Below are 15258 nucleotides of genomic sequence, written 5' to 3'. Positions count from 1 at the left end.
GTGAACACCGGCACGTGAACGGCGCCGGCGCCGTCGGACCGCGCGGGCCGGCCGACGGAGGTCAGTGCGCAGGTCAGTGCGGTCGGCCCAGCCCCGCCACGAGAAGTGCGACCAGCCGGCGCGGATCGTAGCGGGGATCGCTGTCCGCGCCGACGCAGAGGTTGCCGACGCCGCGCATGAGCTCGTAGGCCTGGAGGTCGGACCGGATCTCGCCTGAGGCGGTCGCGGCGTCGAGCAGTTGCGTGCACACGGGCACGAGGCGGTCAAGGAAGTACGTGTGCAGCGCCTCGAAGCCCGTGTTGTCGGACTGGAGCACGGCGGCGAGCCCGTGCTTGGTGACCAGGAAATCGACGAAGAGGTCGATCCATCGTCCGAGAGCGGCGTGCGGGGTCGGGCCCTCCGCGAGCAGGGCGGGGCCGGCCTCGGCGCAGGCGTCCACCTGGTGCCGGTAGACCGCGATGATCAAGTCCGCCCGGGTCGGGAAGTGCCGGTAGATCGTGGCCGTCCCGACGCCCGCCGCGGCCGCGATGTCACGCACCGGCGCCTCCACGCCCGCCCTCACGAAGACCGCGGCGGCCGCGTCGAGCAGGGTCTCCTTGTTGCGCCGGGCGTCCGCCCGCTTGGGCCGGGCCGCGGACCCCGGCCCCGCGCCCTGGTCGCCGTCGTTCATGGCGCCTCCTCCGCTGCTCGGCCTTGCCACCGCCTGCCCACCCGCCTGCCTGCTGCCTGCCCGCACTGCCACCCGGCCGTCGGTCCGCCCGTTGCTAAACGGGACGACGTTCCGTATTCTCAAACGGGACGACGTTCCGTTTGGACATCATGCCAGACCGGCGGGCCGACGGCCATGCCGTGCCATGACACGCCAGGCCGGACAACGCGGCTCGTCGCGCCACAAGGCAACACCGCCACCCCCCGTTCGCCATGGAGGAACAAACTCATGCAGTACCGCACCTTGGGCCGCACCGGTGTACAGGTCAGCTCTCTCGCGCTCGGCGCCATGAACTTCGGCAGCATCGGACGCACCACGCAGGACGAGGCCACCGCCCTCGTCGACGCCGCCCTGGAGGGCGGGATCAACCTCATCGACACCGCCGACATGTACGGCGACGGCGAGTCCGAGGAGATGGTCGGCAAGGCCGTCGCCGGCCGGCGCGACGACATCGTGCTGGCCACGAAGGCGGGCATGCCGATGGGCGACGAGCGCAACCACCGGGGCAGCTCGCGCCGCTGGCTGATCACCGCACTGGACAACAGCCTGCGCCGGCTCGGCGTCGACCACGTCGATCTCTACCAGATCCACCGCTGGGACCCGAGCACCGGCGACGAGGAGACCCTGTCCGCCCTGACCGACCTGCAACGCGCCGGAAAGATCCGCTACTTCGGCTCGTCGACCTTCCCGGCCCACCGCATCGTGCAGGCCCAGTGGGCCGCCCGCGAGCACCGTCTGAGCCGCTACGTCACCGAGCAGCCCAGCTACTCGATCCTGCAACGCGGCATCGAGACCCACGTCCTGCCCGTGACCGAGGAGTACGGGCTCGGTGTGCTGGCGTGGAGCCCGCTGGCCTCGGGCTGGCTGTCGGGCGCGGTCCGCCAGGGCAGGCCCGTCACCACCAGCCGTTCGACGTTCATGCCGCAACGGTTCGACACCGCCGTACCGTCCAACCGGGCCAGGCTCGACGCCGTCGAACAGCTCGCCGCCACAGCCGACGAGGCGGGCCTGACCATGATCCAGCTCGCGCTCGGGTTCGTGACCGCGCATCCGGCGGTGACCAGCGCGCTCATCGGCCCCCGCACGCCGGACCACCTGCGCGCACAGCTCGCCGCCGCGGACACCGTGCTCTCCGCCGACGTGCTGGACGCGATCGACGCCGTCGTCGCCCCGGGTACCGACCTGGCCCCGCACGAGAAGTTCGACACGCCCCCCGCGCTGCTGGACCCGTCACTGCGACGCCACTGACCGCCCCGGACAGACCCTCCCGGAACTCGGTGACCGCTGGACCGTCACCGCGCAGAGGCCGGTCCCGATGCCGCCTCGTTCACCCGCTCGGTGCACGCGTCCGTCTCCTGCGGCCGGCCCGCCGTCACCCGGGACGCGATCGACGCCGGCTTCCGGTACACACCCTCGGCCTGCCGGCGCCCTGCCCCGCCGGCGCCGCACGGCGGGTCACCGACGAGTTCACTGCTCCACCGCACGCCCCGTAAGCGCCGCCAGGCTTTCCTGCACCTGGTCCATGTGCGCCCTCACCTCGTCCGAGCGCTCGCTGTGTTTGCGCAGCACCCGTTCCGTCTCCTGTGCGATGCGGCCCTGCTTGAGGCGGGCCTCGGCGACGATCTGGGCGGCACGCACGCGTGCCTCCTCGTCGCGCCGACGGGACAGCTCCCCGGCCTCGGCGACCTCCCTCTGCGCCTCGGCCACGGCCTCCTCGGCACGGGCCATCAACCGGGCATGGTGCGCGTCGAGGTCGGCGGCGCGCTCGACCTCCTCGCGCTCCGCCGCGGCCCACTGCTCGGCCTGCTCCCTCTTCGGATCGACGAGCAGGCTCGCGGTGGCCTGCCGCACCTCGCGCAGCGCCGCGAGCGCCTCGGCGCGGAACTCCTTCACCTTGCGCCGGGCACCGACACGGATCCCGTGGGCCTCGGCACGCGCGGCGAGCAGCCGCCGATGGGCGTATTCCTTGGCCTCCGTCCGGATCGCGTCCGCCTGTTCCTGCGCCACACTGCGCACGGCGGCAGCGCGCGCCTCGGCTTGCGCGACCTGTTCCTGGGCTTCGGAGCGGGCGTGCTCGCGCACTTCCGCCGCCTCTTCCTGCACGAGCTGGAACACGCGCCGTGCGCGCTCCCCGAGGGCGCCGTACGCCTGCGGCCCGATCCCTTTCACGGCCTCACGCAACCGCTCGGCCTCCACCGCCATCTCCTTGGCGAGCACGGTGAGCCGGGCCACCCTCTCCCAGGCGGCGTCGCGTTCGGCGGAGAGCGAGGCGGTATACGTGTCGACCTCTTTGGGCCGATAGCCGCGCCCGAGAACGGTCACGAACCCCGGTGGTGACACCCGTGCACTGCTCATCCTGTAGCCCCTCTCCACCAGACAGCCGCGAAATGAATACTTCGGGCATATCTTGATGTATCAGGCTTAAGCGTTCATAAAGCGACACTCCGTGCGCACGTCATGGGCACTTGAGTACACAAAAGGCCGGGCCCGGTCATACAACCCGGCCCGGCCCTCGACACACAGGGTGTCAGCGCGGCGAACGTGTCACAGCAGGCCGTCCCACATCTGCTCCAGCAGCACCGACCACCAGCTCTCGGGCGAACCGAGCGCCGCCGGGTCGAGCGAGGCCAACTGGGCCTGGAAGTCGACCGTCCAGCGGCCCGCCTGCTCCTGGTTCAGACCGAACCGCAGCCGCCACATCCGCCCGAGCAGCGCCAGACAGCGCGCGAACTCCGGCAGCCCGGTGTTCACGAACTGCGGCGGTACGGGCGCACCGCCCGGCCCCGCCTCCACGGGCACCGCGACGATGTTCGCCGTCCCGTACTGCACACAGATCGCCTTGCCGAAGTCGGTGCCCATGACGAGGTACGAGCCCGCGTCCGACGCAGGCTGCACACCCCGTTCGGCAGCCAGTTCAGCCAGTGTCGGCACCGGCCTGCCCGGCTGGGCCTGCGCCCAGAAGAACGGCCCCATGTCCGCCGGCAGACCCGCCACCACCAGCGTGTGCGCCACGACCGGAGGCACTCCCTGCCGGGACACCGCGGCCTGCTCGAAGCGGAACACCGCCGGCCCGAAGACCGCCGCCAGCTCCTGCCCGATCGCCTCCGGCGGAACCGGCGGCGACGCCTGCACCGGCGGCAACGGCGCACGAACGGGCGCCGGACGCGCCGGCCCGTCCGCCACCTGGTGAAGTTCGCCCTGATGCGCCAGCAACTGCTGCATGCCCTGCTGCCGGCTCGCGTGATCCGTGCCGTACGGCGCGATGCTCGTGATCCGCGCCTGCGGCCACTGCTCGCGGAGCATCCGCGCGCAGTACGCGCCCGGCAGCTCGCACGACTCCAGCTCCGTGTGCAGCTCCAGCACCTGGTCCGGCGGCACGTTCATCGCCCGCAGCTCGTGGAAGATCTGCCACTCCGGGTGCGGCGTACCCGGGGCCGAGCGCCGGATCAGCTGCTGCTCCGAGCCGTCCTGCGCGCGGTAGCGCAGCACGGCCTGGTAGCCCGGGCCGACCGTCGGCAGCCCCTGCTGCTGCGGATACCCGTACGCGGGCGGCTGCCCGGGCACCGGTCCGCCGGGCGGCGGCATCGGCGGCCGGGCCCCGCCCGGCGCCATACCGGGAGCGCCCGGAGCCATGCCCGGGGCGCCCGGGAAACCGGGAGGCGCGGGCACGCCGGGCGCCCCGGGAGCACCGGGGAAACCGGGGCCGCCGGGAGCACCGGGGGCCTGCGGCGGCGGAGGCGCACCGGGGCCACCCGCCGGGGGACCGGCGAACATGGTCCGCGCGTGGTGAACAGCGCCCGGCTCGCCCTGTCCGCCGGGCCCACCGGGAGCGCCCTGAGCACCACCGGCACCGGGGGCGCTCGGAGGCTGCGGCGCGCCCGGTCCCATTCGACCGGGGTCGGCAAGCATCGTGGCGGCATGGTGGACGCCGCCGGGAGGCGTACCCTCCGGCGGGTTCGGCCCGGCGGGCGCGCCCGGCACACCGGGAGCGCCAGGAGCACCGGGAGGCTGCGGAGCGCCCGCCGCACCGGGCCCGCCCGGGCCCGCGAGACCGTCGGCGCCGAGTGCCGACACGAGCTGCGTGGGCACGTAACCGCCCGCCGGAGCACCGGGCGCACCGGGGCCGGGAGGCGGCGGCACAGGTGGATTCCCCGGCCGCGCGCCCGGCGCACCGGGAGCGCCCGGCGGAGGCGGCGGCTGCGCCCCTCCACCCCGGTTACGACGCGGAGGCGGCGCCGCCTTGCTGGTCGCGGCGTCGGCGATGTCGCCGGCGTTCGGCGCGAGCGGGCGCGCCGGCGCGACCGGACCGGCCGGCGGTGGCGGAGCGCCCGCCCCCACACCCGCACCCTGCGGATGACCGTAGGAGGACCCGCCGGGCGGGGGCGGCGTGCCCGGACCACCGGGTGCGCCCGGCCCCTGCGGATAACCGTACGAAGAACCGGACGGACCGGACGGCGCAGGAGCCGCGGGAGCAGGAGGGGCCGCGGGAGGCGGAGTGTTCCCCGTCCCCGCACCACCCGGCCGCCCCGAGGGGTCCAGCGCGGGCGAGACCGCCGTCGGCGGGAGCCTGCTGCCGCCCGAGATCAACGCCGTCTTGGCGTCGGGCGCGGACACCGGCGGTACCGACTCGTCGTCGGAACCGCTCAGCGGCGGCGCGAACACGGTCGCGGGCAGTGGCACGGAACGATCGTCTCCGGCGTCGGCATTGGTGTCCGTCCCCGCCCACGGCGTCGCCCCGGCGGGAGCGGAGGGGGCGGCCGGCCCACCGGCCGGTGCGGCACCCGGGCCCGCAGGCACCCCTGCCTGCGTCTCGGGCAGGGAGTTGCCGGGTGCCCCGCCCTGTGTCCGGGGCAGCGAGGGATCACCGCTTCCGGGCGCGCCACCGGAGGACACACCCGCACCCGACGCGGGACCCGAAGCGGAGGACGCCCCCGAGGGCGCCTCCGGCCCCGACGCCCGCCCCGGCACCGGGGCAGCGTCCGAAGGCGCCTCGCCGTTCCCCGAAGCGGCCTCGCCGGATGCCTCGCCGTTCCCGGGACCGGAGCCCCGCCGATCCGCGATCCCCAGCTTGTCCGCCGCCTCCTGCAACCACTCCGGCGGCGACAACAGGAACGACGTCTGATTCAGATCCACCCGTGCCGCGGGCGCCGGCACCGCGTCGGCAGGGCCGTCGGGACGGCCGTACTCCTCCTCGTACCGGCGGATCACCTCGCCCACCGGCACCCCCGGCCACAAGGTGGCCTCCCCGCTGTCCCGGGCGATCACCAGTCGCTGCGCGCCCCCGTCCGAACGGGGGCCCTCCGCGCGGTCCTCGGCCCAGACCACGAACCCGAGCTCGAACTCCCGCACCCGCACCTCGCGATGCTGGTACGCCGGCACATCCCCGTTGATCCACTCTTCGGCGCGCTCCTGCGCCTGCGCGAACGTCACCATCGTCCAGCTCACTCCCCCGCCGCGGACGCCGAGGACGCCGCGGCCACCGGCACGGCACGCGCGAAGCCGCCGTCCACCATCAGATTCGCCACCGTCGCCAACTCCGGCGGATTACCGGCCAGCCTCGACAGGAAGACGTCGAAGTCCTCACCGCACGGCAGCAGCAACCGCTCCATGCGCTGGGCCGGCGACCACCCCGGGTCCACGTCCCGCACGTCGTCGTACGCGCAGAACCACACCGAACCGGCCCGCTCGCCCCGCACCTTCACGGCCAGCAGCCCGCCCTGCACGAAGCCGACGCCCAGGTAGTCCTTCGTCAGATGATCACGAAGACACTTGTTCACGTACACCAGGTCGTTGACCGCGGCCTCGTCCCGCACGGTGAAGAACGGCTGGTCGACGAGGAGTCCGAGCTCCGCGTCCAACGCCGCGCCCACCGGCGCACAGCCGCCCGCCGCCTTCAGGAACGAACGGTAGGCCCCCGGAAGCCGGTATCCGAGGTCCTCCTCGACGCCCTGGACCTGCTGCTCCGTCACGGCCACACCCGACTTCGGCAGCCCGAAGTGCGCCGGACGCGTCTCCTGCAACGGCCGTGTTCCCCGCTTCGACTGGTCCACCACCGCCGACGAGACCCCGCCGTGGTGCCGCAGCAACGCCTTCACCTCGACGGGAACCAGTTCGAGGCGCCGGGAGCCCACCACGTGGTGCCATGTCCAGCCGTGCGGCGTCGCCACGCTCGGGACCGTGTCCCACAACGTGTGACCCGAAGCCGCCAGGGCCGCGTTCGCCGACACGTAGTCCGTCAGCCGCAGCTCGTCCACGCCGAAACCCTCCGGCGGATCCGCGATCTCCGCGGCGGCACGCGCATACGGCGAGAAGTCCGGGAAGCCCCGCTCGTCCATCCGAACGCCCCTCGGGTGCCGTGCCGCCCGGACCGGGTCCGGGAAATGCACGACCTGCCCGGCGTAAGCCGCGTTCGGTGGCGCGGCCTGCTGCCCGAGCCGACCTGTCGTCATGGCGGTTGCCCCCTGCGGCACTCTGTACGGCCCGCAGCGGCCGGTTCCGCTTCCGGACCCACCCACCACGCCCCGTATCGACTGTCTCCAACAATCTCCAACGCGCGTCAACCGCGCGCCGACGGTGCCGACAGCCTATGCGGTACGACGACAGGGGTCACCGGCCCTCCGCTTCCGTGACCAGCCGTCACCCTGCCGTGACTGCCCGCCCAAACCCGGGCGTGTCGCAGCGCCCCAGCTTCCGCACCGGCCACGCCATTTGGCACCCTGTGACCTCCGGGGGATGCACGGAGGGGAAGATGATCATGAACGCGACACAGACGGGGTCACACACCGGCAGGTCGGAAAGCCTGCGCACCGGCGGCACGGCGGCCTACGAGAGCGGCCCGGCCGGCGACCCGCGCACCGGTCCGTCCGGCGACCCGCGCATCGGCTGGTCCGCCACCGAGGCCCCCCACGCACCCACCCTGCGCCACCGCCGCGACGGCATACTCCCCACCGTCGCCGCCGCCCTCTCCGTCCGCGGCGCCACCCTCACCAGCACCGCCGCGCGCGGCGACCAGCCGCCGTCCCTGCACCCCCTCGTCCAGGACTTCCTCGACACCCTCACCAGCGCCCAGCGCGACCGCTTCACCGGCCGCTGCGCCGAGGCGCTCCTCATCTCCCGCCACCTCACCGCGGCCGACGCCGCCCGCAGCAGACGCGCCGCACGACGCCCCATGACCAACGGCGAAGCCCGCAAGACCCTCAAGCAGGCCAAGCTCACCACCCGCCGCATCCGCGAGGACGGCGACCCCCTGCACGGCAGCTTCGCCACCCCCTGCCGCGCCTGCACGGCCCTCAGCGCACACTTCGGCGTCCGCATCGTCGAACCGTCCCCGACGGACGACTGACCGCCGTCCCGCACCCGCACCCGCACATCACCACGACGGCCCCATCGGGCGCCGCACGACAGCACGACGGCCCCACCGGGCCCCGCACCACCAGCTCGACGAACGAAGGGCCGATGCACCCCGACCGCACGTCCACCACCCGCTTCCCCGTCCCCGTCGACGCCGCTCTGCGCGCCGCGGGCTGGCAACCCGGACGCTGGGACATCAAACAGGCCGAGATCTGGGCCGACACCCTGCGCGAACACACCTCGCCGGCCGGCCACCGTCATGCCGTGTTCCCCGCCGCCGTCGAGGCCTGGGCCGAATTCGGCGGCCTCACGATCACACCCGCCGGGCCCGGCCGCCAGGTGGCCCCCACCACGCTCCACCTCGACCCCCTCCACGGCCTCCACCTGGCCCGCACCCTGGTCGACCTCGGCCGCGCCCTCGACACCGACGTGGCCCCCCTCGGCGCCGAGACCGACAGCCAGGGCCTCCTCGCCATCGACGCCGAAGGCCGCGTCTACGCCCTCGACCACACCGGCGACTGGTACCTCGGCCCCGACATCGACCAGGCCCTCGGCGCGCTCACCGCCGGCATCGAGCCGGTCCGCCTGACGGCCGACTGACCGGCCCGCACAATCCCCCAGCCCGGCCCCGCCTGCCCCGGCCACCCGCGCCTACGACGCCTACGACGCCGGGATGACCGCCGACACCCGGAAACCCCCCGCCTCGGTGGGGCCCGACACGAACACCCCGCCCAGCGCCACCACCCGCTCCTTCATCCCCACCAGGCCGTTGCCCCCCGACGGCAGCCGCGCCGACGCCGGCCCCGACTCCGGCGGCGCCCCGTTCTCCACCTGCATCGCGATCTCCCCCTCCCGATGCGCCAGCCGCACATGCGTCTTGGCGCCCCCCGCATGCTTGTGCACGTTCGTCAGCGCCTCCTGCACCACCCGGTAGGCCGTCTGCTCCACCTCCGGCGCGTACGGCCTCACCTCCCCCTCCACCAACAGCTCCACCACCATCCCCGCAGCCGCCGACTGTCCCACCAGCTCATCGAGTTCCGACAGACACGGCCCCTCGCCCTCCTCCACCACCACGGCCGCGGCCACCCCCACCGCCACGAACGGCGCGGAGGCCGACCGCTCCCCCGCACCACCACTGCGCAGCACCCCGAGCATCTCCCGCAGCTCCGTCAACGCCTGCCGCCCCATGTCCCCCACCAGCGCCGCGTTGCGCACCGCCTTCTCGGGGTCCTTGCGCGCGACGGCCTGCAACGCCGCGGCATGCACGACCATCAGACTCACCCGGTGCGCGACCACGTCGTGCATCTCGCGCGCGATCCGCGTCCGCTCCTCGCCGCGCGCCCACTCCGCCCGCTCCTCCGCCCGCTCCGCGAGCAGCTGCAACTCCCGCTCCAGGCTGTCCGCCCGTTCCCGCAGGCTCTCCATGAGCCGCCGCCTGGCACCGACGTACAGACCGAGCAGCAGCGGCGGCGCGGTGAGGCCGAGCGAGGTCGTGATGGCGGCGAACGGGATGAACCAGTCGCCGATGGTCAGCCGGCCCTGGTCCATGCTCTGACGCACCCGCACGAACGTCACGATCAGCGTGCCCACCAACTGCATCCCGGCGAGCGAGGCGATGATCCGCCGGGGCAGCTCCGACGCCGCGAGGGTGTACAACCCCACGATGCCCATCAGGTAACCCATCTGGGCCGGGGTGATCGCGATCGACACCAGCACCACGGCGATGGGCCACTTCCTCCGCACCACCAGCACGGAACCGGCGAGCAGCCCGAACACCACCCCCACCCCGGGCGGGATCCCGGCGTCCCGCGCGAACGGAACCCCCTCCACCGCGCACTCCACGGCTGACACGAGCCCCAGGCTCCAGTCGAACGCCGCGCTCCGCCGTCTGGGCCACCACAGCGGCCCTCCCCGGGCCGCCGTGTCCTCTTCCCCCGTCGTGGTCATGCCTCCAGCCTACGGGCGCGCCCCCCGGCTTTTCCGGCGACTTTCCGCGACCGCCCCACACCACACTCCGTAACCGAACAGCCCCGAAACGGACGGGAATCCGCATCTCAGGGGACACAACCGCAAAACGCAAAACAAACCGCGCCAATGTCGGCCCGGGGCACCACGGTTGCCCCCGGGTGCCGCGCTCCGTACCGCCGACCCACACCGTCGCGTCGAAGGCCGGCGGTACGGCATAGTAGGAGGTGCCGTTCGGCAGCCTGACTGAATGTCCGGTTAAGCCGATATTGTTCCCCTGTGGTGTAATTGGCAGCACTGTGGCTTTTGGTGCCATATGTCCGGGTTCGAGTCCTGGCGGGGGAGCTCTACACGAATCGGGCCCTGACCGCAAGGTCGGGGCCCGCTCCCATGTCCCCCAGGAAACGCCCCGGTATCCTTCGGGTGTCCCACCCCACTCCACAGCCGAAGGGCAACTTCCGTGAGCGCCAATCGCCCGGCAGCCGTCGTCGTTCTCGCAGCGGGTGAGGGCACCCGTATGAAGTCGGCCATACCGAAGGTCCTGCACGAGATCAGCGGCCGCTCCCTCGTGGGACATGTGCTGGCCGCGGCCCGTGAACTGGACCCCGAGAACCTGGTCGTCGTCGTAGGGCACGCGCGCGAGAAGGTCACCGCGCATCTGAGCGAGATCGACCCGCGGGTGCGTACCGCGGTGCAGGAGGAGCAGAACGGCACCGGGCACGCCGTCCGGATGGGGCTGGAGCAGCTCGGCGGCGGTGTCGACGGGACGGTGGTCGTCGTCTGCGGCGACACCCCGCTGCTGACCGGCGCGACCCTGGTGCAGCTCGCCGCCACGCACCACGCGGACGGCAACGCCGTCACCGTGCTGACGGCCGAGGTGCCGGACGCGACGGGCTACGGGCGGATCGTGCGCGACGACGCCTCGGGCGCCGTCACCGCGATCGTGGAGCACAAGGACGCCTCCGAGGCGGTGCTGGCGGTCCGTGAGATCAACTCCGGGGTGTTCGCGTTCGACGGGCAGCTGCTGGCGGACGCCCTGAAGAAGGTCCGTACGGACAACAGCCAGGGCGAGGAGTACCTGACCGACGTCCTCGGGATCCTGCGCGAGGCCGGTCACCGGGTGGGCGCGTCGGTCGCCGCCGATCACCGGGAGATCGCCGGGATCAACAACCGGGTACAGCTGAGCGAGGCCCGCCGGATCCTCAACGAGCGGCTGCTGACGGCCGCGATGCTGTCGGGCGTGACCGTGATCGACCCCGCGACGACCTGGGTCGACGTCACCGTCACGTTCGAGCAGGACGCGGTCGTGCAGCCGGGCACGCAGCTGCTGGGCGCCACCCACCTCGGCGAGGGCGCCGAGGTCGGTCCGAACAGCCGGCTGAAGGACACCGTGGTGGGCGCGGGAGCCCGGGTGGACAACACCGTCTCCGACGGCGCCCGCATCGGCGCGGACGCGAAGGTGGGGCCCTACGCGTATCTGCGTCCCGGCACGCGGCTGGGGGCGAAGGGCAAGATCGGCACCTACGTGGAGACCAAGAACGCCTCGATCGGCGAAGGGACGAAGATCCCGCACCTGTCGTACGTCGGTGACGCGACGATCGGCGAGTACAGCAACATCGGCGCGGCGAGCGTCTTCGTCAACTACGACGGGGAGAGCAAGCACCACACGACCGTCGGCTCACACTGCAAGACGGGTTCGGACAACATGTTTGTGGCTCCCGTCACGGTCGGGGACGGCGCGTACACCGCTGCCGGGTCCGTGATCACGAAGGACGTGCCGCCCGGTTCGCTGGCCGTGGCCCGTGGTCAGCAGCGGAATATCGAGGGCTGGGTGGCCCGCAAGCGTCCGGGCAGCGCGGCCGCGAAGGCGGCCGAGGCGGCCTCTCGCCAGGCCGAAGGCGAAAGCTGACCGGAAACGGGCACGTCGAACACGGCGTACCGTGATAAGTGCACACCCGCACCCCACCAGCTGAGACGGCCGCGTCGCGCCCAGCGGCGAGGTTTCTCGACATCCAGCTGAGACACCTCTGAGGAGACAGTGCTGTGACCGGGATCAAGACGACCGGCGAGAAGAAGATGATGTTCTTCTCCGGCCGCGCCCACCCCGAGCTTGCCGAGGAGGTCGCCCACCAGCTGGGTGTCGGGGTCGTCCCGACGAAGGCCTTCGATTTCGCCAACGGCGAGATCTATGTGCGGTACCAGGAGTCGGCGCGTGGCGCGGACTGCTTCCTGATCCAGAGCCACACGGCTCCGATCAACAAGTGGATCATGGAACAGCTGATCATGATCGACGCCCTGAAGCGCGCGTCGGCCCGTTCGATCACCGTGATCGTGCCGTTCTACGGCTATGCCCGTCAGGACAAGAAGCACCGCGGGCGGGAGCCGATCTCGGCCCGTCTGATCGCGGACCTGATGAAGACCGCGGGCGCCCACCGGATCCTGACGGTCGATCTCCACACGGACCAGATCCAGGGTTTCTTCGACGGCCCGGTGGACCACCTCTTCGCGCTGCCGCTGCTCGCCGACTACGTGGGCAGCAAGGTGGACCGCGAGAAGCTGACCGTCGTGTCCCCGGACGCGGGCCGGGTGCGGGTCGCGGACCGCTGGTGCGACCGGCTGGGTGCGCCGCTGGCGATCGTGCACAAGCGGCGCGACAAGGACGTGGCGAACCAGGTGACGGTCCACGAGGTCGTGGGCGAGGTCAAGGGCCGCGTCTGCGTGCTGGTCGACGACATGATCGACACGGGCGGCACGATCTGCGCGGCGGCCGACGCGCTGTTCGCGCACGGCGCCGAGGATGTCATCGTGACCGCGACGCACGGTGTGCTGTCGGGTCCGGCGGCCGACCGCCTGAAGAACTCCAAGGTCAGCGAGTTCATCTTCACGAACACCCTGCCGACGCCGGGTGAGCTGGAGGTCGACAAGATCACCGTCCTGTCGATCGCGCCGACGATCGCGAACGCGGTGCGTGAGGTGTTCCAGGACGGTTCGGTGACGAGCCTGTTCGACGAGCAGTGACGGTTCTTCTCTAGTTCCGGACAGATCGATTTCGTGTACGGCCTTCCCGCTGCGTAAACTGTCCAAGTTGCTCGGCGAGGGAGGCCGTACACGTGTTCCGCACGTGTGTACGGCGGTCCGTTATCGACGCGCTCTTCGTAGCAGGCCGATGGTTTGGCCGGGTGACTGGTGACCAACTTTTCCCAGTTCCACGAGGAGTGAACATGGCCGAGGTCAAGCTCGCAGCCGAGACCCGCACCGAGTTCGGCAAGGGCGCCGCCCGCCGCATCCGTCGCGCCAGCAAGGTTCCCGCCGTGGTCTACGGCCACGGTGCCGACCCGGTGCACATCACGCTGCCGGGCCACGAGCTCCAGCTCGCGCTGCGTACCCCGAACGTCCTGCTCAGCCTGGACATCGACGGCAAGACCCAGCTGGCCATCCCGAAGGCCGTGCAGCGCGACGCGATCAAGGGCTTCCTCGACCACGTCGACCTTCTTCTCGTGAAGCGCGGCGAGAAGGTCAACGTCGAGGTGTTCGTGCACACCGAGGGCGAGCTGGCCCCGGGCGCCTACCTGCTCGAGCACGTGCTGAGCACGCTGACCGTCGAGGCCGAGGCCACGCACATCCCCGAGTCGGTCACGGTCTCCATCGAGGGCCTGGAGGCCGGCGCCTCCATCCTGGCGAAGGACATCCCGCTCCCCAAGGGCACCACGCTGGCGATCGACGAGGACGCCGTCGTCCTCCAGATCCTGGCCGCCCAGGCGGAGGAGGCCCCGGCGGACGCCGAGGCCGAGTCCACCGAGGCCTGATCCTCGTAGCGCCATCCCGTCGGCCGCCGCTCCCCCCGGGGAGCGGCGGCCTGCGTATGGTCCCGGCGTGCGGTACCCGCGAGCCGGTACCTGCGAGTTAGTCCCTGCGAGTTAGTTCCTGCGTGGAGTCGAGGAGACATGGACGTGACGACCGATGCCAGTGCCCCCTGGCTGATCGCGGGTCTCGGCAATCCCGGTCCGGAGTACACCATGAACCGGCACAACGTCGGTTTCATGGTGGCGGATCTGCTCGCCGAGCGGATCGGCGGAAGGTTCAAGCGGGCGGGGAAGGCGCAGGCCCAGGTGGTCGAGGGGCGGCTAGGTCCGCCGGGCACGGGAAGCCGGCGGGTGGTGCTGGTGAAGCCGATGTCGTTCATGAACGTGTCGGGCGGGCCGGTGAACGCGTTGCGGGACTTCTACAAGGTGCCGGTGGCGAACATCGTGGCCGTGCACGACGAGCTGGACATCGACTACGGCGTGCTGAGGTTGAAGCTGGGCGGCGGGGACAACGGGCACAACGGCCTGAAGTCGATGACGAAGGTGATGGGCGCGGAGTACCACCGGGTGCGGTTCGGGATCGGCCGGCCGCCGGGGCGGATGCAGGTGGCGGACTTCGTGCTCAAGGACTTCTCCTCGGCCGAGCGCAAGGAGCTGGACTACCTCGTGGATCGCGCGGCGGACGCGGTCGAGGCCCTGGTGCTGGAGGGGTTGGAGCGGGCTCAAAGCACGTACAACTCCTGACTTGTCGCCCACAGAGGTTGACGGGTCGTTCAGGCATGGCCAATGATCCCCGCCATGCCTGCCACCGCCGCCTCGTCCCACCGCCGCCGGGCCCACTCCCGTAAGCGATCGGCCAAGAGACCGGGCAAGGGGTCAGGGTCGGCCAAGGGCAAGGGATCGCCCGAGGTCCGTGGTCCGAGCTCTGCCCATGCCTCCGGCTCCGCCAGGAGCTCGGTCCCGGGGACCGCGTTGCGGTTCGGTCGGGTCGCGGCGATGGGTCTGGTGTCCGTGCTGATCCTTCTCGCGGGGGTGTGGGGTTCCTGGGGGTCCGCGCAGCACGTGATGCTGACGAAGGGCCGGGAGCAGGGCACCGTCGAGGTGACGCGGTGCGGTGAGGACATGTGTGCGGGGCCGTACACGCCGTTGTCGGCGGGATCGACGGCACGCGCGCGTGTGGTGATCGACAAGTCGGTGGCGGTCCGCAGCGGCGGCACGTACACCGTGGTGATCAAGCCGGGCAGTGACGAGGTGGTGCGGTCGGGTCCGGCCGGGGTCCTGTACGCGTGGGTGCCGTTCGGTGGTGCGCTGCTGCTGGCGTCGGTGGTCGTCGCGGGCGGTCTGGGGCGGGTGCGGGCGGGCTGGGTGCTGGCGGGGTCGGGGCTGGCGTTGCTCACGGCGGCGTTCGTGGCGGTGTGAGCCGGCGGTGAC

At 72.1% G+C, this 15258-nt stretch carries 13 protein-coding genes and 1 tRNA gene; 9 read left to right on the top strand and 5 right to left on the bottom strand.

What is annotated here, in order from left to right; translation table 11 throughout:
* Window positions 1-73 precede the first annotated feature (73 nt).
* Window positions 74-670 carry a TetR/AcrR family transcriptional regulator gene (locus tag OHS71_RS24190; protein WP_328481442.1) on the bottom strand — a complete coding sequence of 199 codons (597 nt, stop codon included), beginning with the start codon at window positions 668-670 and terminating at the stop codon, window positions 74-76.
* A gap of 267 nt (window positions 671-937) precedes the next feature.
* Between OHS71_RS24190 and OHS71_RS24185 the strand changes: the two genes are divergently transcribed.
* Window positions 938-1957: an aldo/keto reductase gene (locus OHS71_RS24185; protein ID WP_328481441.1), complete on the top strand. Its 1020-nt coding sequence runs from the start codon at window positions 938-940 to the stop codon at window positions 1955-1957.
* A gap of 219 nt (window positions 1958-2176) precedes the next feature.
* Here OHS71_RS24185 and OHS71_RS24180 read toward each other — a convergent pair whose 3' ends face one another.
* The 3 genes from OHS71_RS24180 to OHS71_RS24170 all read right to left on the bottom strand — a co-directional run bounded on the left by OHS71_RS24180 (window position 2177) and on the right by OHS71_RS24170 (window position 7158).
* Window positions 2177-3064 (bottom strand): cellulose-binding protein, encoded by an 888-nt coding sequence (locus OHS71_RS24180; protein ID WP_328481440.1) that lies wholly within the window; start codon window positions 3062-3064, stop codon window positions 2177-2179.
* A gap of 189 nt (window positions 3065-3253) precedes the next feature.
* The gene (locus OHS71_RS24175; protein ID WP_328481439.1) at window positions 3254-6142 is read right to left on the bottom strand and encodes an SUKH-4 family immunity protein; all 2889 of its coding nucleotides are present in this window, start codon (window positions 6140-6142) and stop codon (window positions 3254-3256) included.
* A gap of 8 nt (window positions 6143-6150) precedes the next feature.
* Window positions 6151-7158, bottom strand: a complete 1008-nt coding sequence (locus OHS71_RS24170; protein WP_328481438.1) for an SMI1/KNR4 family protein — start codon at window positions 7156-7158, stop codon at window positions 6151-6153.
* A 305-nt stretch (window positions 7159-7463) separates the two neighbouring features.
* Here OHS71_RS24170 and OHS71_RS24165 point away from each other — a divergent pair, with 305 nt between their 5' ends.
* A complete protein-coding gene (locus OHS71_RS24165) occupies window positions 7464-8051 on the top strand; it encodes a YwqJ-related putative deaminase (protein ID WP_328481437.1) in 588 nt (195 codons plus the stop codon).
* A gap of 113 nt (window positions 8052-8164) precedes the next feature.
* On the top strand, window positions 8165-8659 hold the full coding sequence (locus tag OHS71_RS24160; protein WP_328481436.1) for an SUKH-3 domain-containing protein: 495 nt from the start codon (window positions 8165-8167) through the stop codon (window positions 8657-8659).
* 60 nt (window positions 8660-8719) lie between these two features.
* Here the strand turns inward: OHS71_RS24160 and OHS71_RS24155 are convergent, their stop codons facing one another.
* Window positions 8720-10006, bottom strand: coding sequence for a sensor histidine kinase (locus tag OHS71_RS24155; RefSeq protein ID WP_328481435.1), 1287 nt, complete (start codon window positions 10004-10006; stop codon window positions 8720-8722).
* A gap of 291 nt (window positions 10007-10297) precedes the next feature.
* Here OHS71_RS24155 and OHS71_RS24150 point away from each other — a divergent pair.
* The 6 genes from OHS71_RS24150 (at window position 10298) to OHS71_RS24125 (ending at window position 15246) form a co-directional block, all read left to right on the top strand.
* Window positions 10298-10369: transfer RNA gene (locus OHS71_RS24150), tRNA-Gln, on the top strand.
* 115 nt (window positions 10370-10484) lie between these two features.
* Window positions 10485-11933, top strand: a complete 1449-nt coding sequence (gene glmU, locus OHS71_RS24145) for a bifunctional UDP-N-acetylglucosamine diphosphorylase/glucosamine-1-phosphate N-acetyltransferase GlmU (protein WP_328481434.1) — start codon at window positions 10485-10487, stop codon at window positions 11931-11933.
* Between the two features lie 134 nt (window positions 11934-12067).
* Complete coding sequence (locus OHS71_RS24140; protein ID WP_328481433.1) at window positions 12068-13042, top strand: ribose-phosphate diphosphokinase; 975 nt, start codon at window positions 12068-12070, stop codon at window positions 13040-13042.
* 203 nt (window positions 13043-13245) lie between these two features.
* Complete coding sequence (locus OHS71_RS24135) at window positions 13246-13830, top strand: 50S ribosomal protein L25/general stress protein Ctc (RefSeq protein WP_328481432.1); 585 nt, start codon at window positions 13246-13248, stop codon at window positions 13828-13830.
* Between the two features lie 138 nt (window positions 13831-13968).
* The gene (gene pth / locus OHS71_RS24130; protein WP_328481431.1) at window positions 13969-14571 is read left to right on the top strand and encodes an aminoacyl-tRNA hydrolase; all 603 of its coding nucleotides are present in this window, start codon (window positions 13969-13971) and stop codon (window positions 14569-14571) included.
* A gap of 42 nt (window positions 14572-14613) precedes the next feature.
* A complete protein-coding gene (locus OHS71_RS24125) occupies window positions 14614-15246 on the top strand; it encodes a hypothetical protein (protein WP_443047029.1) in 633 nt (210 codons plus the stop codon).
* The last annotated feature ends 12 nt before the right edge of the window (window positions 15247-15258 follow it).

This window comes from Streptomyces sp. NBC_00377 (assembly GCF_036075115.1).
Classification (GTDB): domain Bacteria; phylum Actinomycetota; class Actinomycetes; order Streptomycetales; family Streptomycetaceae; genus Streptomyces.
The sequence above is the reverse complement of the archived record's forward strand: the minus strand, read 5'-3'. Positions and strand labels throughout refer to the sequence as shown.